The organism is Agrococcus sp. UYP33 (genome assembly GCF_054060915.1).
Genome location: NZ_JBSSDR010000001.1, coordinates 1,032,023 through 1,050,110, shown reverse-complemented (window position 1 = coordinate 1,050,110; position 18,088 = coordinate 1,032,023). Strand labels below are relative to the sequence as shown.

At 72.1% G+C, this 18,088-nt stretch carries 14 protein-coding genes; 10 read left to right on the top strand and 4 right to left on the bottom strand.

Annotation, left to right across the window (positions count from 1 at the left end; genetic code table 11):
• Positions 1 to 58: 58 nt before the first annotated feature.
• The 3 genes from ACVWW9_RS05120 to ACVWW9_RS05110 are packed head-to-tail and all read left to right on the top strand — an operon-like array spanning position 59 to position 2,548.
• Positions 59 to 508 carry a MarR family winged helix-turn-helix transcriptional regulator gene (locus tag ACVWW9_RS05120; RefSeq protein ID WP_456514659.1) on the top strand — a complete coding sequence of 150 codons (450 nt, stop codon included), beginning with the start codon at positions 59 to 61 and terminating at the stop codon, positions 506 to 508.
• A 24-nt stretch (positions 509 to 532) separates the two neighbouring features.
• Complete coding sequence (locus ACVWW9_RS05115; protein WP_456514658.1) at positions 533 to 1,840, top strand: MFS transporter; 1,308 nt, start codon at positions 533 to 535, stop codon at positions 1,838 to 1,840.
• A 9-nt stretch (positions 1,841 to 1,849) separates the two neighbouring features.
• Positions 1,850 to 2,548 (top strand): RDD family protein, encoded by a 699-nt coding sequence (locus tag ACVWW9_RS05110; RefSeq protein WP_354257576.1) that lies wholly within the window; start codon positions 1,850 to 1,852, stop codon positions 2,546 to 2,548.
• Here ACVWW9_RS05110 and treS read toward each other — a convergent pair.
• Together treS and ACVWW9_RS05100 are read right to left on the bottom strand one after the other, a co-directional pair.
• Positions 2,541 to 4,265, bottom strand: coding sequence for a maltose alpha-D-glucosyltransferase (gene treS, locus ACVWW9_RS05105; RefSeq protein ID WP_456514657.1), 1,725 nt, complete (start codon positions 4,263 to 4,265; stop codon positions 2,541 to 2,543). The genes ACVWW9_RS05110 and treS overlap by 8 nt on opposite strands.
• Positions 4,266 to 4,356: 91 nt before the next feature.
• Positions 4,357 to 5,382, bottom strand: coding sequence for a LacI family DNA-binding transcriptional regulator (locus ACVWW9_RS05100; protein WP_456514656.1), 1,026 nt, complete (start codon positions 5,380 to 5,382; stop codon positions 4,357 to 4,359).
• 254 nt (positions 5,383 to 5,636) lie between these two features.
• Here ACVWW9_RS05100 and ACVWW9_RS05095 point away from each other — a divergent pair, with 254 nt between their 5' ends.
• The 3 genes from ACVWW9_RS05095 (at position 5,637) to ACVWW9_RS05085 (ending at position 9,595) form a co-directional block, all read left to right on the top strand.
• Positions 5,637 to 6,998, top strand: coding sequence for an ABC transporter substrate-binding protein (locus tag ACVWW9_RS05095; RefSeq protein ID WP_456514655.1), 1,362 nt, complete (start codon positions 5,637 to 5,639; stop codon positions 6,996 to 6,998).
• Between the two features lie 492 nt (positions 6,999 to 7,490).
• The gene (locus ACVWW9_RS05090) at positions 7,491 to 8,624 is read left to right on the top strand and encodes a carbohydrate ABC transporter permease (RefSeq protein ID WP_123698446.1); all 1,134 of its coding nucleotides are present in this window, start codon (positions 7,491 to 7,493) and stop codon (positions 8,622 to 8,624) included.
• On the top strand, positions 8,621 to 9,595 hold the full coding sequence (locus ACVWW9_RS05085; RefSeq protein WP_123696629.1) for a carbohydrate ABC transporter permease: 975 nt from the start codon (positions 8,621 to 8,623) through the stop codon (positions 9,593 to 9,595). Before ACVWW9_RS05090 ends, ACVWW9_RS05085 begins: the two co-directional genes overlap by 4 nt.
• 97 nt (positions 9,596 to 9,692) lie before the next feature.
• Here the strand turns inward: ACVWW9_RS05085 and ACVWW9_RS05080 are convergent, their stop codons facing one another.
• Positions 9,693 to 11,525, bottom strand: a complete 1,833-nt coding sequence (locus ACVWW9_RS05080) for a glycogen debranching N-terminal domain-containing protein (protein ID WP_456514654.1) — start codon at positions 11,523 to 11,525, stop codon at positions 9,693 to 9,695.
• A 187-nt stretch (positions 11,526 to 11,712) separates the two neighbouring features.
• Between ACVWW9_RS05080 and ACVWW9_RS05075 the strand changes: the two genes are divergently transcribed.
• The 4 genes from ACVWW9_RS05075 to ACVWW9_RS05060 are packed head-to-tail and all read left to right on the top strand — an operon-like array spanning position 11,713 to position 15,969.
• The gene (locus ACVWW9_RS05075; protein ID WP_354257591.1) at positions 11,713 to 12,735 is read left to right on the top strand and encodes a LacI family DNA-binding transcriptional regulator; all 1,023 of its coding nucleotides are present in this window, start codon (positions 11,713 to 11,715) and stop codon (positions 12,733 to 12,735) included.
• An 11-nt stretch (positions 12,736 to 12,746) separates the two neighbouring features.
• The gene (locus ACVWW9_RS05070; RefSeq protein WP_456514653.1) at positions 12,747 to 13,985 is read left to right on the top strand and encodes a sugar ABC transporter substrate-binding protein; all 1,239 of its coding nucleotides are present in this window, start codon (positions 12,747 to 12,749) and stop codon (positions 13,983 to 13,985) included.
• Positions 13,985 to 15,142: a carbohydrate ABC transporter permease gene (locus ACVWW9_RS05065; protein WP_456514652.1), complete on the top strand. Its 1,158-nt coding sequence runs from the start codon at positions 13,985 to 13,987 to the stop codon at positions 15,140 to 15,142. The genes ACVWW9_RS05070 and ACVWW9_RS05065 overlap by 1 nt, the downstream gene beginning before the upstream one ends.
• Positions 15,139 to 15,969, top strand: a complete 831-nt coding sequence (locus ACVWW9_RS05060; RefSeq protein ID WP_354257599.1) for a carbohydrate ABC transporter permease — start codon at positions 15,139 to 15,141, stop codon at positions 15,967 to 15,969. Before ACVWW9_RS05065 ends, ACVWW9_RS05060 begins: the two co-directional genes overlap by 4 nt.
• Before the next feature lie 78 nt (positions 15,970 to 16,047).
• Here ACVWW9_RS05060 and ACVWW9_RS05055 read toward each other — a convergent pair whose 3' ends face one another.
• Complete coding sequence (locus tag ACVWW9_RS05055; protein ID WP_456514651.1) at positions 16,048 to 17,976, bottom strand: glycogen debranching N-terminal domain-containing protein; 1,929 nt, start codon at positions 17,974 to 17,976, stop codon at positions 16,048 to 16,050.
• Positions 17,977 to 18,088: the final 112 nt, after the last annotated feature.

Sequence of the window (18,088 nt, the reverse complement as noted above, 5' to 3'; positions counted from 1 at the left end):
ACGCGCGCCAAAAAGTGGCCGCCTGGACAGATGCATAAGTCACTTATATGATTGGACGGTGCACGAGGCGAGCGGGGAGCAGGCGGCCAGGCTGGCCACCGCGGTCGATCGCATCGTGCGCATGCACCGCCGCACCGAGCTGCCCGGCGCGCTCAGCCCCGCGCGCGCGTCGACGCTGTTCACGCTCGTCGAGCGCGGTCCGCAGCGGCTGGGCGAGCTCGCGACCGGCGAGCGGGTGAGCCAGCCCGCGATGTCGCAGATCGTGCAGGCGCTCGAGGCCGACGGCCTCGTCGAGCGGCGCCCCGATCCCGTCGACGGGCGCGCGAGCTCCATCGCGATCACCGCGGCGGGCCGCGCGCTGTCGTCCGAGCGGCGCGCGCGGCGCGCGGCGACCATCGCCGCCGTCATCACCACCCTCGACGCCGACGACGCTGCAGCGATCGCGAGGGCGCTCCCAGCGCTCGAGCGGCTCGCCGACGCCGCCGACGCCGTCCATCCGCCGCGCTGACGCGCGGCCGTTCGAGGAGCCTCCATGGCACAGCACACCGACGCGCCCGCGCGCGCCGCCGCTCACGACGCGCCAGCGATCGCGCCCACGGCGCGCAGCCGGCGGGCCCAGCCCAAGGCCGTGTGGGCGGTCGCCTTCGCCTGCGTCATCTCGTTCATGGGGATCGGGTTCGTCGACCCGATCCTCCCCGCGATCGGCGAGCAGATGCGGGCCTCGCACGCCGAGGTCGAGCTGCTGTTCACGAGCTACCTCGTCGTCACCGCGGTCGCGATGCTCATCACCGGCTGGGTCTCCAGCCGCATCGGCGGCAAGCGCACGATGCTGCTGGGCCTGGGCATCATCGTCGTCTTCGCCGCGCTCGCGGCAGCCTCGCCGACCATCGGCGCGATGGTCGGGTTCCGCGCAGGCTGGGGCCTCGGCAACGCCCTCTTCATCGCCACGAGCCTCGCCGTCATCGTCGGCAGCGCGAGCGGCGGCGTGCCGGGCGCGATCGCGATCTACGAGGCGGCCATGGGCATCGGCATCGCGGTCGGTCCGCTGCTCGGGGGCCTGCTCGGCTCGATCGGCTGGCAGTGGCCGTTCCTCGGGGTGGCCGCCCTCATGCTCGTCGGCCTCATCGGCACGCTCGTGCTCGTGCCGAGCACCCGGACGTCCACCCGGCCGATCGGCGTGCTCGAGCCGCTCCGGGCGCTGCGGCACCGCGGCCTGCTCGTGCTGAGCCTCGTGGCGCTGCTCTACAACTGGGCGTTCTTCACCGTGCTCGCCTACGCGCCCCTCGTGCTGGGGCTCGACGCGATCGCGCTCGGGGCCGTCTTCTTCGGCTGGGGACTCCTCGTCGCGATCTTCGCGGTCGCCGTCGCGCCCCGCCTCGAGCGGCGGTTCGGCCTCGTGCCCGTCCTGGTCGGCACGTTCGTCGTCATGGCGCTCGACCTGGCGGTGATGGCGGCGTGGACCGACGTGCCGGCGGTGCTCATCGCGACGGTGGTGCTCTCGGGTGCCTGCTCGGGGCTCAACAACACGCTCGTCACGCAGGCGGTCATGCAGGTCGCACCGGTGTCGCGCCCGGTGGCGAGCGCGTCCTACAGCTTCGTGCGGTTCCTGGGCGGGGGGCTCGCGCCGCTCGTCGCCGGCATCGTCGGCGCGGCGATCAGCATCCACGTGCCCTTCTGGCTCGGCGTCGTCGCGCTGGCGCTGGCCGTCGCGCTGCTGCTCGCCGTCGGCGGCGTCGTCACCCGAGCGGTCGAGTCCTCGCACGATCGCGTGCTGCCCGAGATCGCCGGGGACAGCCCCGCGGAGGTGCCGGTCGAGGCGCGGCGCACCGCGGACGCCTAGCATCGGAGCATGACCTCGACGCCGCCGCCGTCCTCGCAGCCGCCCGGGTGGTACCCGGATCCGTACGCCGCGACGCCCGGCGTCGAGCGCTGGTGGAACGGCCTGCAGTGGCTCGCCGAGACGCGCGACCCGACCGCGCAGCCGACCTGGTCGCCGGCCCCGTGGGAGGACGTCCCCGAGCCGGAGCGGGAGACCGCCAGCTGGGGCGCTCGCCTCGGCGCCTACCTGCTCGACATGATCCCGATGGTGGTGCTCGCCATGGTCGTCCTCGGCGCCTTCGGCTGGTTCGGCCTCGTCGGCCGCGCAGCCGAGGGCGACGAGGCGGCGTTCGCCGAGCTCGAGGCGCTCAGCGCGCCCGGCAGCCCCGCATCCATCGCGAGCATCGTGATCGGCGCGATCGCCTACTTCTGCTACAACGTGGGCTTCCACATGGCGAAGGGCCAGACGCCCGGCAAGATGCTCGTCGGCATCCGCGTGCGGATGCGCGACGAGGATCGGCTGCCGGACGCGCGCGCGGCGATCGTGCGCTGGGCGGTGCAGCAGGGCGCTCCGCAGCTGCTGAGCGGCTTCGCCGGGCTCGGCTTCCTCGCCGGCGTCTTCAGCATCGTCGACCACCTGTGGCCGCTGTGGGATCCGCGCGGGCAGGCGCTGCACGACAAGGCCGCCCGCACGATCGTCGTCCGGGCGCCGCGCCGGAGCGTCAGCTGAGGCCGAGCCAGTAGAACGACTGGGTGCCGAAGGTGAGCGAGAAGCGCCCGTCCTCAGCGATCGTCGGGAACTGGCCGCCGCCGAACAGGTCGTTGAGCCGGGCGCGCGCGAACTGCGGGGCGTCGATCGTCACGTGCACCGGGTTGTGGCTGAACGAGAAGACGCAGAGCACGCGCTCGGCCCTGGGTCCCGCGTAGCTGCCGTCGCCCTCATACGAGCGCACGAACGCGAGCACCGCGTCGTTGTCGGTGTCGAGCACCGTGATGTCGCCGAGCCCGAACACGGGGTGGGCGCGGCGCACGTGCAGCACGGAGCGCATCCAGTGCAGCAGGCTCGACGCCTGCGCCATCTGCGACTCCACGTTGACGGCGGCGTAGTGGTAGACGAGCGACTGCACGACCGGCAGGAACAGCTTGCCCGGGTCGGCGTTCGAGAAGCCGGCGTTGCGGTCGGGCGTCCACTGCATCGGCGTGCGGGATGCGTCGCGGTCGTCGAGCCAGATGTTGTCGCCCATGCCGATCTCGTCGCCGTAGTACAGGAACGGCGAGCCCGGCAGCGACAGGAGCAGCGCGTTGGCGAGCTCGAGCTCCGCGCGCGAGTTGTCCAGCAGCGATGAGAGCCGGCGGCGCACCCCGACGTTCGACCGCATCCGCGGGTCGTAGGCGTACCACCCGTACATCGCCTGCCGGTACTCCTCGCTCACCATCTCGAGCGTCAGCTCGTCGTGGTTGCGCAGGAACACGCCCCACGCGGCGCCCGGCGGCACGTCGACCTGCTCGGCGAGGATGCGCTTGAGCTCGAGCGCGTTCTGCGCGCGCAGCGAGTAGAAGATGCGCGGCATGGTGGGGAAGTCGAAGGCCATGTGGCACTCGGGCTCCGCGGCCGTGCCGAAGTACGCGGCGGTCTCTGCGGGCCACTGGTTCGCCTCGGCGATGAGCACGCGGCCCGGGTACTCGTCGTCGACGATGCGGCGCAGCCGCTTCACGTACTCGTGCGTGGCGGGCTCGGACTCGCCGTTGCCGCCCTCCGACTCGTAGAGGTAGGGGATCGCGTCGAGCCGGATGGCGTCGACGCCGAGGTCGAGCCAGAAGCGCAGCACGTCCTCGATCGCGGCGTGCACGGCGGGGTTCTCGAAGTTGAGGTCGGGCTGGTGCGAGAAGAAGCGGTGCCAGTAGAACTGCCGGCGCACGGCGTCGAACGCCCAGTTCGACTCCTCGGTGTCGACGAAGATGATGCGCACGTTGGGGTAGCCGTCATCGGTGTCGCGCCACACGTAGAAGTCGCCGTACGGGCCCTCCGGGTCCTCCCGGGAGGCGAGGAACCACGGGTGCTGGTCGCTCGTGTGGTTGATCGGCATGTCGATCATCACGCGCATGTTGCGGGCGTGCGCCTCGGCGACGAAGTGGCTGAAGTCGTCGATCGTGCCGTACTCGGCGAGCACGGCCTTGAAGTCCGAGACGTCGTAGCCGCCGTCGCGCAGCGGCGACTGGTAGAACGGCGGCACCCAGATGCCGTCGATGCCGAGCCACTGCAGGTAGTCGAGCTTCGAGGTGAGCCCCTGGAAGTCGCCGAAGCCGTCACCGTTCGAGTCGACGAACGAGCGCACCATCACCTCGTAGAAGACGCTCTTGCGATGCCAATCGCGATCGAGGGCGAGGCCGGGCACGTTGCCGCCGATGATCGGGATGGGCGAGGTGAAGCTGGAGGTGAAGCTCACGGGCGCTCCTCGAGGTGCGGTGCCTGGGAGCGCAAGCCAACCACGGAACGCGGCCCGCGCGCGATGGACGCGCACGTGGCGCCGCGCCGCCTCAGACCGGCGGCGCCCCCGTCGACGAGCGGATGACGAGCACGGGCGCGTAGCTCGTGTGGCTGCGGTCCGGCTCGGCGTCGGGCCGGCCGTGCGGATGCTCGGCGAGCGCGGTCATGATCCAGGCGACCACGTCCTCGCCGTGCTGCGCGGGGTCCTGCCGGATGGTCGTGAGGCCGAACGCGGCCGCCGTCGGCACGTCGTCGACGCCGATGACGCTCAGCTGCTCCGGCACGCGGATGCCCAGCTGGTGCGCCGCGAGCAGCACCCCGAGCGCGACCTCGTCGGTGCCCGCCACGATCCCCGTGGGGCGATCGGCCCTGGCGAGCAGCTCCCGGGCGGTCGCGTGCGCGCCCTCGAGCGTCGTCGGCACCGTCATGATCGGGCGCATCCGCAGCCCGTGCCTCACCGAGACCCGCTCGAACGCGCGCCTGCGGCGGTCGGACGACGAGGCGTCGATCGGCTGCACCTCCGTCTCGCTCATCATGTGCAGCAGGTCGCGGTGACCGAGGCGCACGAGGTGCTCCGCCGCCTGCTCGCCGGCCGCGTCGTCGTCGAGGCAGAACGAGCGCGAGTGCGGCGTGGGCTCGCCGACCGTGGCCACCGGGATGCCGAGCTCGTTGAGCCGCGACAGGTCGCCGCCCACGAGGCTCCAGGTGATCGTGACGAGCCCGTCGACCTCGCCGCGGTCCATGAAGCGCTCGAACTTCTCGTGCCCGCCCCGGCCGAACGCGCCGAGGTCGTAGAGCAGCACGTCGTGCTCGTGCGCGTCGGCGGCGTGCGCGATGCCGTGCAGCACCGAGCCGAAGTACCAGCGGTCGACGGAGGGGGTCAGCACCCCGATCGTGCGCGTGAGGCCGGTCGCGAGCCGCCTCGCGGCGCCCGAGGCGCGGAAGCCGAGGTCGCCCGCGGTGCGGCGGACGCGCTCCCGCGTCGCCGGAGACACCCCGTCGGCGCCCGATAGCGCGCGGGACGCGGTCGCCTTCGACACCCCGGCTGCGCGGGCGACGTCGTCGAGCCTGGGCATCGCGCCTCCTCGCGCCGTGACGGGCCTCGTCGCCCGTCCATCGATGGAACCGGTTCCGAGTGTAGAGCGCCACCATGTCGCACGCGAGCGTGGGCCCCCAGCGATCGTGACCGAATCGAAACATTGTCATGTGGCCGGGACCCGTCCGGCGTGCGCTACCGTCACTGGCAGTGGAACCGGTTCCGGCTCCCTGCACGAGGCCGTGCTCCGTCGCGGCTCGTACCCCTTGGCACTGAGCGAACGAAGGAGTTCACGTGAAGCACGCACGCAGGATCGCGGTGCCGCTCGGCATCGCCGGCGTCGCCGCGCTCGCCCTCACGGGCTGTGTCGGCGACGCGCCCACCGATCCGTCGGCGGCACCCGGCGCATCCGGTGGCACCGCGGCGGAGGGCTGCGAGGCCTACGCCGACTACGGCACGTTCGACGGCGCAGAGGTCAACGCCTACGGCACCATCCTCGACGCCGAGGCCGACCGCCTCAACGACTCGTGGGCCGAGTTCGAGGACTGCACGGGCATCGACGTCGTGTACGAGGGCTCCGCGGAGTTCGAGGCGCAGATCAACGTCCGCGTCCAGGGCGGCAACCCGCCCGACCTCGCCTTCTTCCCGCAGCCCGGCCTGCTCGCATCCGTCGTCGGCACCGGCAGCGTGCTGCCCGCGCCCGAGTCGGTGGCCGCCAACGCGACCGAGTACTGGAACGAGACGTTCCAGGGCTTCGGCACGGTCGACGGCACGCTCTACGGCGCACCGCTCATGTCGTCCGTCAAGGGCTTCGTCTGGTACTCGCCGGCGGTCTTCGAGGAGAACGGCTGGGAGATCCCGACCACGCTCGACGAGCTCGACGAGCTGACCGCGACCATCGCCGAGACCGACGTCACCCCGTGGTGCGTGGGCTTCGGCTCGGGTGAGGCGACCGGCTGGCCCGGCACCGACTGGCTCGAGGACTACGTCCTGCGCCTGCACGGCGCGGACGTCTACGAGCAGTGGGTCGCGCACGAGATCCCGTTCGACGACCCCCGCATCGTCGAGGCGCTCGACCGCGTCGGTGACCTCATCAAGAACCCCGAGTACGTGAACGGCGGCATCGGCGACGTCTCGACGATCGCGACGACCGACTTCGGCGAGGCCGGCCTGCCGGTACTCGACGGCGAGTGCGCGATGCACCACCAGGCCTCGTTCTACGAGGGCTTCTGGAGCGACGACAACTCGGTCGAGGTGGCCGAGGACGGCCAGGTCTGGGCGTTCCTCCTGCCCGGCACCGAGGCTGACGCAGCCGCGGTCACCGGCGGCGCCGAGATCGTGGCGGCGTTCAACGACGCCGACGAGGTCGTCGCGGTGCAGACCTACCTGTCGAGCCCCGAGTGGGCGAACAGCCGCGTCTCGCTCGGCGGTGTGCTCTCGGCCAACTCGGGCCTCGACCCGGCGAACGCCTCGAGCGACCTGCTGCGCCAGGCGTACGACATCCTGCAGGACCCGAACACCACGTTCCGGTTCGACGGATCCGACTCAATGCCGGGCGCTGTGGGCTCGGGCACGCTGTGGACCGGCATGGTCGACTGGATCTCCGGTGCCGACACGCAGTCCGTCCTGTCCACGGTGGAGCAGAGCTGGCCTTGATCGGCCGTTGATGCCCGAAGTGGGGGCCGCGCTCGCGGCCCCCACTTCGGCATCTGGGAGGTGTCCATGACCACGTTGGATCTTTTCGGCAAGGTGCTGCAGGCGATCGTCGCGCTCGCGGCGTTCGGCGTCGTGATGGCGCTGCTGCTCGCCTTCCTCGACCGCGACGACACCGTGCAGCGGCGCGGCTTCCTCGCGTCGCTCAAGGTCGGGCTGCGGCCGCGCATCATCATCGCGGCGGCCTTCGTGCTGCTCGCAGTGCTCGCGCGCGTGCTCTACGGCACGGTCTCGTGGATGACGCAGGAGCTCACGAACTCGCTCATCCTCATCGGCATCCTCGGCGTCGTCGGCGTCGTGCTGCAGCTGCTGCTCGACCGGGCGCTCGAGCCCGCGTCGCCCGCGGTCCGCAGCGCGGTCTTCCGGCTCGTGGCGGCCGCGCTCATCGCGGTCGTCATCGTCCTCGCCCCGATGGGCGAGAGCGGCGCGATCCCGATGCTCGACTGGGTGACGCCCGCGCTGTCGCTCGCGGCGACCATCGCTGGGTGGCCGCTCGTCGCGGCGCTCGTCGCGACCGCCGCCATCGCGTTCGCGCCAGCGCGCATCCGCCGCTCGCTGCGGCTGCTCGCCTGGATCGCGGCCGCGGTCGCCATCGTGGTGATCGCGCTCGTGCTCGAGGGCGGGCGGGAGGTGCCGATCGGCGTCTGGCCGTGGGCCTTCGCCGCGGCGCTCAGCATCGCCGGGCTGCTCGGCTACCTCGCCGACCACGACGAGGACTCGAAGCCGATGCTCGTGTTCCTCATGCCGGCGGCGCTGCTGCTCACGATCGGCCTCGTCTACCCGGCGATCCGCACCGCGATCCTCGCGTTCACCGACGCGACGGGCACCTTCAACGGCGCCGACAACTTCGTCTGGATGTTCACCCAGCCGGAGGCGCTCATCACCCTCGGCAACACGATCGTGTGGGTGATCCTGGTGCCGCTGCTCTCGACGGCGATCGGCCTCGCGTACGCGATCTTCATCGACAAGAGCCGCGGCGAGCGGTTCTTCAAGATGCTGCTCTTCATGCCGTTCGCGCTCTCCATGGTGGGCGCGAGCATCATCTGGAAGTTCATGTACGCCTACCGCGGACCGGAGCAGGACCAGATCGGCTTCGTCAACCAGATCATCGTCTGGTTGGGCGGCGAGCCGCAGCAGATCCTGCAGAACAGCCCGTGGAACACGCTCGCGCTCATCATCGTGATGATCTGGATCCAGACCGGATTCGCGATGGTCGTGCTCTCGGCGGCCATCAAGGGCGTGCCCGTCGAGCAGATCGAGGCCGCCTCGATCGACGGGGCCAACCCGTGGCAGCGGTTCTCCAACGTGGTGCTCCCGGGCATCCGCTCCTCGCTCGTCGTGGTCGTCACGACGATCTCGATCGCCACGCTCAAGGTGTTCGACATCGTCCGCACGATGACCGCGGGCAACTTCAACACCTCCGTGGTGGCGAACGAGATGTACACGCAGGCGTTCCGGTCGGGCGAGCCCGGCCGAGGCGCCGCGCTCGCGCTCATCCTGTTCGTGATGGTGCTGCCGATCGTCGTCTACAACATCCGAGTGCTCAACCAGCAGAAGGGCATCCGATGAGCCAGATCGCCGTGACCCCAGACCCCGAGATCACGCTCGCGTCGACCGACGCGGCGCTCGGCACGAAGCTCGACCGCGTGAAGCGGCGCCTCACCAGCCCGTGGGCCACGATCGCGGCGATCGTCATCGCCGTGATCTGGACGATCCCGACCTTCGGGCTGCTGCTGTCGTCGTTCCGCCCCTCCGACCAGATCTCCGGGTCCGGCTGGTGGACGTTCTTCACCGACCCGCAGCTGACGCTCGCGAACTACAGCGAGGTGCTGTTCTCGGCCTCGTCGTCGTCGCCGCAGCTGGGCGAGTACTTCGTCAACTCGCTCGCGATCGCCATCCCCGGCACGATCTTCCCGCTCGTGCTCGCGTCGCTCGCGGCGTACGCCTTCGCGTGGATCAAGTTCCGCGGCTCGTCGACGCTCTTCGTGATCGTCTTCGCCCTGCAGATCGTGCCGCTGCAGATGGCGCTCATCCCGCTGCTGCAGCTGTTCGTGACGTTCATGCAGCCGTTCCAGGATGCGCTGCACGAGACGCTGCCGTTCATCAGCGAGCGGCAGTTCCTGCCGGTGTGGATCGCGCACACGATCTTCGCGCTCCCGCTCGCCACGTTCCTGCTGCACAACTTCATCTCGGAGATCCCGGGCGAGGTCATCGAGGCGGCGCGCGTCGACGGCGCGGGGCACGGGCAGATCTTCTTCCGCATCATCCTGCCGCTCGCCACGCCGGCGATCGCGTCGTTCGCGATCTTCCAGTTCCTGTGGGTCTGGAACGACCTGCTCGTCGCCCTCGTGTTCTCCTCCGGCACACCGGATACCGCGCCGCTCATGCAGCGGCTGGCAGAGCTCGCGGGTTCGCGCGGCGAGAACTGGGAGCGACTCACGGCGGGGGCGTTCGTCTCGCTGCTCGTGCCGCTCGCGGTGTTCTTCGGCCTCCAGCGCTACTTCGTCCGAGGCCTGCTGGCGGGCTCCGCGAAGGGCTAGTCACCCGCGCTTGCGGTACCGGATCGTCCTCTCGCAGTCAGTGAGGCGACGATTCGGTACCGCATCTGTCCGTCACCGATCGGGAATCGCTCTGCGCTCAGCCGCCGGCGAGCGCCCGGTGCACCGGCACGACGGCCGCGGCGCTCCACGCCTGCGGGCGGCACGACGCCGGGTAGGCGACGGGGGAGGATGCCTCGTCGCGGCTGAAGCCGGCGAAGAGCTCCGGCAGCCGGCCGTCGAACGCGTCGGCCGCGCGCACGAGCTGCGCGGCGAGCACGCGGGCCGCATCGCCGAGGCCGGCCCGCAGCATCCCCTCGATCACCACGCCGGTGTCGTGCGGCCAGACCGACCCGCAGTGGTACGAGAGCGGCCAGTAGCCGCCCTGGTCGGTCGACATGGTGCGCAGCCCCCAGCCGGAGGCGAAGCGCTCGTCGACGAGCAGCCGCGCGACCTGCGCCTCCTCCTCGGCGGTGAGCAGCGTCGTGCCGAGCAGCTGACCCATGTTCGAGGTCTTCGCGTCGACCGGCGCGCCCGCGCCGTCGAGCGCGATCGCCGGGTAGCGCTCCCCGTCGCGCTCGACCCAGAACGCGGCGCGGAAGCGCTCGCGCATGCCCTCGGCCCACGCGCGCCACTCGTCGGCGCCCTCCGTGTCGCCGAGCGCCTCGAGCAGCGCCGCGCCGTCCTCCGCCGCCTGGCACGCCTGCGCCTGCACCTCGCAGAGCGCGATCGGCCCCTCGGCGATGCGGCCGTCGCGGAAGCGCACGGAGTCGCCCGAGTCCTTCCAGCCCTGGTTCGCGAGCCCGGTGCCGGTCTCGTCGATGTACTTCAAGAAGCCGGATCCGTCCGGGCTGCCGTGGTCGCGCAACCAGCCGAGCGCGCCCTCGAGCGCCGGGCGCAGCTCGCGCACCGTCGCGATCGGCAGGCCGGCGCGCCAGGCGTCGTGCAGCAGCACCACCCAGAGCGGCGTCGCGTCGATCGTGCCGAAGTACACGGGCGGCAGGACGATGCCCTCGCCGGGCATCGTGAAGGTCGACTGCCGCAGCTCGTGCAGGATCTTGCCCGGCTGCTCCGCGGTCGCAGGGTCGACGACGGCCCCCTGGCGTGCGGCGAGCGTGCGGAGCGTGCCCTCGGCGAGCTCGAGCGAGAGCGGCAGCAGCAGGCGCGCGGTGATGAGCGAGTCCCGCCCGAAGAGCGTCATGAACCACGGGGCGCCGGCCGCCGCGAACGGCCCCTGGCCGGCGTCGAGCAGCAGCGCCCGCAGGTCGTCCGCCGCGCAGGCGGCCCAGCGGTCGAGCGCGGCGTCGCCGCTCGGCTCGAGCTCGGCCAGCGGCCGGTCGGCGGCCGGCCCGACGACGGCGGTCGGGTCGTGGAGCCCGATCGTGAGGCCCGCATCCACCGCCGAGCCGGGCGCCACCTGCAGCCGCCAGCGCACGACGACGCGGTCGCCGTCGCGCGAGACCTCGGCGCCGGGCGCGGCGAGCGCCAGCGTGCGCGTGCCGTCGCCGGCCTCGAGGGCGTCCGGCCCCTGCTCGCGCCACGAGAGCGGCATCGGCGCCGGCAGCCCCGCCTTCACCGTCGAGAGCTCGGCGATCGAGACGTCGACGGCGAGCTCGACGTCGGCGGTGACGGCTTCGTCGAGCCCGTTGCGGATGCGCACGCGCTCCTCGAGCGCGCCGGCCGCGACGCTGCGCTCGCGCTCGACGAGCACCCGCGGGTCAGGGGTCTCGTCGTCGATCGCGCGGGCGACCCCGTGGAACACGACGCGGCCGGCGGACCGGCCGGTGCCGGTCGCCTCGACCGGTTCGCCGCCGACGCGCAGCGAGAGGCCGCGCACGTAGCGCCAGTCGCCGTGGAACACCCCGTGGATCGCCGCGCCGCCCATCTCGCCGGACGCATCCGACCACGACTGCGTCGGCGCCTCGAGCACCACGAGGGCATCGTTCAGCAGCGGCTGTCGACCGCGATCCGACGCTGGAGCTGCACTGCTCATCCTGGGCCTCCCGACCGGGGTTCACTTCGGACGATCGATACGCTACCGTCAGGATTGGAACGATCCAAGCGGGCTTTCGCCGCGCGGGTCGAAGGCATCACAAGGGTGTGAGACCGAGGAGCAGCTGATGGGGACGACCCTCGCCGACGTCGCGGCGCATGCCGGCGTCTCGGTGCAGACCGTCTCCAACGCGCTCAACAACCCCGCGCTGCTCAAGCGCTCCACGCTCGACCGCGTGCTCGCCGCCGTCGACGACCTCGACTACTCGCCCAACCTCCAGGCGAGGCGCCTGCGGCAGCAGACCGTCGCGACGATCGGCCTGCGCATCGACCCGCTCACCGAGAACGTGGCCGCGTCGCTGCTCGACCGGTTCCTGCACGAGCTCACCGCCCGCGCCGACGCGCAGGGCAGGCACGTGCTGCTCTTCACCGCTGTCGACGACGAGGAGGAGGTGCGCAAGATCCGCGAGCTCGCCGGCCAGCGGGTCGCCGACCGCTTCCTGCTCACCTCGACCCACCTCGGCGACGCGCGCGTCACCTCCCTGCTCGACGAGGGCCTCGCCTTCGCCGCGTTCGGCCGTCCCTGGGGGGCTGCGCGCGCGCACAACTGGGTGGACGTCGACGGCGCCGCGGGCACGCGCGCCGCGACGGATGCGCTGCTCGACGCCGGACACCGGCGCATCGGCTTCCTGGGCTGGCCCGCGGGCAGCGGGTCCGGCGACGACCGGCGCCGAGGCTGGGCCGAGGCGATGGCCGAGCGGCTCGGCGTCGGCGGCGACGCCCTCGACGCCCTGACCGCGCGCTGCCAGGACCGCGTCGCGGACGCGCTCGTCGCCGCCGGACCGCTGCTCGAGCGTGGGGTGACCGCGCTCGTCTGCGCCTCCGACTCGCTCGCGACCGGCGGCATCGGCGCGGCGTCGCAGCTGGGGATCCGGCTGCCGGTCATCGGCTTCGACAACACCTCGCTCGCCGCGGGGCTCGGCTTCCCGAGCGTCGACCAGAGCCTCGGCGAGGTGGCCACCGCGGCGCTCGCCGCGATCGACGCCCAGCCGGGCGCCGTCACGACCATCGTCCGGCCGCACCTCGTGCGGCGGGACGACGCACGGTGGGGGATCGCCCCCGCCGCCGACCGGGGACCCTCCCCATCCTGAAAGGAACAACCATGCGACACAGCAAGCTGGGCAGCGTCGCCCTCGCCGGCACGCTCGCCCTCGCCCTGGCCTCCTGCTCCGGGGGTGGCAGCACCGGCTCCAGTGGAGAGCCCGAAGCGCCCGCCGAGGCGCTGACGATGCTCATCGGCTCCTCCGGCGAGGCGGAGACGGCGGCCGTGCAGGCCGCGGCCGACGCCTGGAGCGCCGAGTCGGGCACGACCGTCGAGGTCATCGCGGCGTCCGACCTCAACCAGGAGCTCGCGCAGGGCTTCGCGGGCGACTCGGCACCCGACGTCTTCTACATGGGCTGGGACCAGTTCCAGACCTACGCGGGCGACGACTACCTCGAGCCCTACGCGGGCGACCTCGCGAACGCGGGCGACTTCTACCCGGCGCTCGTCGACACCTTCACCTTCGACGGCGAGTTCGTGTGCGCCCCGAAGGACTTCTCGACGCTCGGCCTCGTCATCAACACGCAGCTGTGGGAGGCGGCAGGCCTCACCGACGCCGACGTGCCGACCACCTGGGAGGAGCTGCAGACCGTCGCCCAGACGCTGACGACCGGCGACACCGTCGGGCTCTCGATGGGCGCGGAGTACGCGCGCGTCGGCGTCTTCATGGAGCAGGCGGGCGGCGGGCTCATGGACGGCGACACCGTGACCGCGAGCTCGCCCGAGAACGTCGAGGCGCTCGAGTACGTGCAGGGCCTGCTCGAGGCGGGCTCGCTCAAGTGGCCGGCCGACCTCGGCGCCGGCTGGGGCGGCGAGGCGTTCGGCAACGGCGCAGCGGCGATGGTGATCGAGGGGCCGTGGATCCGCGGCGCGCTCGAGGCCGACTTCCCGGACGTGGAGTTCCTGGTGGCGGAGCTGCCGGAGGGACCGGCCGGTCCCGGCACCTTCACCTTCTCGAACTGCTGGGGCATCCCGCAGGGCCAGGAGACCGCGGCCACCGCGCAGGAGCTCGTCGCCTTCCTGACGAGCGACGAGCAGCAGCTCGAGTTCGCCGACGCGTTCGGCGTCATCCCCTCGACGCAGGCGGCAGCTGCCACCTACGCCGAGACCTACCCGGAGAACGCCGCGTTCGTCGCGGGCGCCGACTACGCGGTCAGCCCGGTGAACTTCTCGGGCGCGGCCGACGTCGTGACCGAGTTCAACAACACGATCACGACGCTGCAGGGCGCTGACCCGCAGGCCGCGCTCGACGAGCTGCAGACGCAGCTCGAGGCCGCCTACGAGTCGTCGCAGGGCTGATGAGCTCCGTCTCGACCGCTCCCGCGCCGCGCAAGCGGCGCGGGGGCGCGCGGGGCGGTGAGACGGTCGCCGGCTGGCTCTTCACGCTGCCGGCGATCCTCATCATCGGCGTCTTCCTGATCGCGCCGATCGCCCTCGCGCTGTGGGTCTCGTTCACCGACTGGAACGGCCGCAACTCGCCGCTCTTCAACGAGAGCGTCGACGTCGTCGGCCTCGAGAACTACGCCGCGATCACGACCGACGACTCGCTCACGCGCGAGCTGTTCGGCCGCACGATCCGCAACACCGCCTACTTCGTGCTCTTCGTCGTGCCGCTGCAGACGGCGCTCGCGCTCTTCCTCGCCGTGCAGGTGAACCGGCGGCTGCTGAAGGGCAAGGGCTTCTTCCGCACCGCGTTCTACTTCCCGTCGGTGACCTCGTCGATCGCGATCACGGGCGTCTTCCTCTTCCTCTTCGCGGCCACGGGCGTGGTCAACCGCGTGCTCGGGGCGCTCAGCATCGACGGCCCGAACTGGTTCGCCGACCCGCGCGGCGTGTTCCACATCCTGTTCCGCAGCGATGCTGCGCCGCCCGGCCTCGACAGCCCGGGCTTCCTGGGCGTCACCGGATGGGATTGGCTGGCCGGCCCGTCGGTCGCGATGTGCGTGATCATCACGATGAACATCTTCACCACCTCCGGCACCTTCATGCTGCTGTTCCTCGCGGGGCTGCAGAACATCGGCGCCGAGGTCGGCGAGGCGGCGGTGATGGACGGCGCGGGCCCCATCCGCACCTTCTTCTCCGTGACGCTGCCCATGCTCCGCCCGACGCTCTTCACGGTGCTGACGCTCGGGCTCATCGGCACGTGGCAGGTGTTCGACCAGATCTACCTGACGCGCGGCACCCCGGCGGCACCGACGCTCTCCAGCCCGGCGTACCTCGCCTTCAACCAGGCGTTCGAGAACAACGAGCCCGGCATCGCCGCGGCCATCGCGTTCGTGCTGTTCCTCATCATCATCGCCATGACGCTCATCCAGCGGCTGGTGCTGGGCGAGCGGGACGAGAGCGGCATGGGCAAGCGGCGCAAGGGGCGCGACCGCAAGGCGCCGCTGCTCGCAGAGGGCGCGGTGCGGCTCGAAGCCGGTCCGCAGAGCACCACGGGAGGTGGACTCACATGAAGGAGCGCGTCAGCGGCGGCCTGATCGTCGGCTACGTCATCCTCGTCATCTTGGCGCTGGTCTACATCTACCCGTTCGTGATCGCGGTGAGCGGCTCGTTCAAGACGGATGCGGAGGCCAACGGGGATCCGATGTCGCTCATCCCGCAGACGTTCACGTACGCCGCCTACGAGCGGCTGTTCACCGGCGACCTGCCCCTGTGGGCGGCGAACTCCGCGTTCATCACGATCGTGGTGACCGTCTTCCGGGTGTTCTTCGACTCGCTGGCGGGCTACGCGCTGTCGCGGCTGAAGTTCCGCGGCCGCGGCTTCGTGTTCGCGGTCTTCATCGCGGTGCTCGCCGTGCCGTCGGTGGTGCTGATGATCCCGCGCTTCCTGGTGATCAAGGAGCTCGGGCTCTACGACACCTACGGCGGCATGATCATCCCGCTGCTGGCGACCGCTGCCGGGGTCTTCATCATGAAGCAGTTCTTCGACTCGATCCCGGTCTCGATCGAGGAGGCCGCCAGGATCGACGGCGCGGGCGTGTTCCGCACCTTCTGGTCGGTGACGCTCCCGATGGCCTCGCCGGCGCTCATCACGCTGACGATCCTGTCGTTCCAGGGCTCCTGGAACGAGTTCGGGCACTTCGTCATCTCGCGGCAGAGCCCCGAGCTGCACACCCTCACGACCGGTGTCGGCTCGCTCGTGTCGGGGGCGCTGGGCTCCGGCACGCAGTTCCCGCTCAAGCTCGCGGCGGCGGTGCTGATGACGATCCCGGTGGCGATCGTGTTCTTCATCTTCCAGAAGCGCATCATGTCGACGACGGAGGGCGCCGAGAAGGGGTGACGCCGGACGCCGAGGGGCGCGGGGTGGCAGCGCCGCACCGCGCCCCTCGGCGTCAGCAGGTCGAGGCGATGGCGCGCCTCACCCCTCCGGGTCGACCAGCCGCAGGCGCGGCCGCTGGGTCGATCGATCGCCGCTGCCCGTGCCCCGCAGGAGCGGCAGCTGCACCGGCCCGGTGTCGAGCCGCTGCACGCGCTCGACCGCCGCGAGGTGCCGCTCGCCGGTGTCGATGCGCTGCTTCGGCCGGCCGGCGCGCGCCTCGAGCGCGCGCTGGACGACGACGACGGCAGCGGCGCTCGCGGCGTGCGGGCTCCCCGCCCCCGGCAGCGGCACCGGCATCGCGACGTCCTCGAGGCCGAACCCCGCGAAGGCCGCCGGCAGCCGCCCGTGGAACGCGTCGGCGGCGGCGAGGAGCTGCTCGGCGAGCGCGCGCGCCTCGTCGCGGAAGCCCGCGCGCAGCAGCCCCTCGATCGCGAGGCCCGTCTCGTGCGGATGGATCGCGCCGCCGCGCTCGAGCAGCGGCCAGTAGTCGCGGTCGTCCGCGGCGAGCGAGCGCAGCCCGAAGCCCGAGGCGATCGCGTCGTCGAGCAGCATCCGCGCGACGATCGACTCCTCGTACTCGTCGAGGATCCGGGTGCCGAGCAGCTGGCCGAGCTCCGCGCCGAGGCGGTCGTGCTGCCCGCCGTCGTGGTCGATGGCGAGCGAGGGGGTGCGCGCCGAGCCGTCGCCGCTCCAGAACGCGTCGCGGAAGCGCGAGCGCAGCCGAGCCGCCCACGCGCGCCACTCGTCGCCGTCGTCGCCGAGCGCGTCGAGCAGGTCTGCCGCGCCGACGGCGGCGCGGCAGGCGATGGCCTGCACGGCCGCGCTCACCTCGTCGTCGTCGGGATCGGCGAGGAAGCCGTCGCCGGTGTGCGCGGCGAGCCAGCCGAGCGCGGCGTGCAGCGCGGTGCGCAGCTCGCGGGCGGTCTCGGTGGGCATGCCGGCGAGCCACGTCTCGTGCAGGAGCACGATCCACAGCGGCGTCGCGTCCACCGATGCGCGGAAGGCGGGCGCGCTGCCGTCCTGCCGCACCTCGTGCGGGATGCGACCGGGCTCCTCGCCCGTCTCGGCGTCGTGGAGCACGCCCTGCCGGGTCGCGAGCGTGCGCAGCGTGCCCTCGGCGATCGCCGCGGTCTGCGGTAGCGCGAGGCGCGCCGCCACGAGCGCCTCGCGCGACAGCAGCGTCAGCTGCCAGGGCGCCGCGGCGGCGAGGAACGGGCCGTGGCCGACGTCGAGGGAGAGGTCGTCGAGATCGGCTACGGCGCGCCCGGCCCAGCGATCGAGGGCTGCCACGCCGGTCGCGCGCAGCGGCGGGAGGGATGCGGTCGGCGGTCCCGGCTCGGCCAGCTGCGCGTCGTCGACCGCGAGCTCGATCGACAGCGTCGCCCAGTCGCCCGGTCGCACGACCACGCTGCGCGACGCCGTGACGCGGTGCCCGTCGATCTCGATCGCGCCCTTGGTGCTCGCGCAGCGGAGCGTGCGGGTGCCGTCCGTCGCGACGGCCGCGCCGTCGTCGAGCCGGAGGTCGATCGGCACGGCCTCCGGCCTGCCGGCGTGCACGGAGGCGAGCGGGGCGAGCTCGAGGTCGAGGCGCAGCTCGAGGAGCGCGGTGACCTCGACGTTGCGGCCGTTGACGATCGTCACGCGCTCGACGAAGCCGCCCGGCTCGACTGCGCGCATCCGCTCGACGAGCAGGCGCGGGGTCGACGAGTCGCCGTCGAGCTGGCGAGCGACGGCGCGGAAGACGGTGCTGTCGCGGTCGTCCGCGGTCGTGAGGTGCTCGATCGGCCGGCCGTCGACGAGCAGCTCGAGGCTGCGCACCCAGCGCCAGTCACCGTGGAAGATGCCGTCCGCGGCGCCGCCCATCGTGCCGTCCCGACGCGACCACACCTGCGTCGGGGCCGAGAGCGCGACGAGCTCGTCGTGGAGGAGCGGCGGTCTGCCGGTCTTCGCATCGAGCTCGGGATGCATCGGATGTCCTATCGTCGCCGTGCTGCGGCACTCGTCACGCTAGCCGCGGCGTCGGAGGGCAGTGCCCAAGGCGCCCTCAGCCTTGGCGCACGGGAGGCTCAACCGCCCGCGC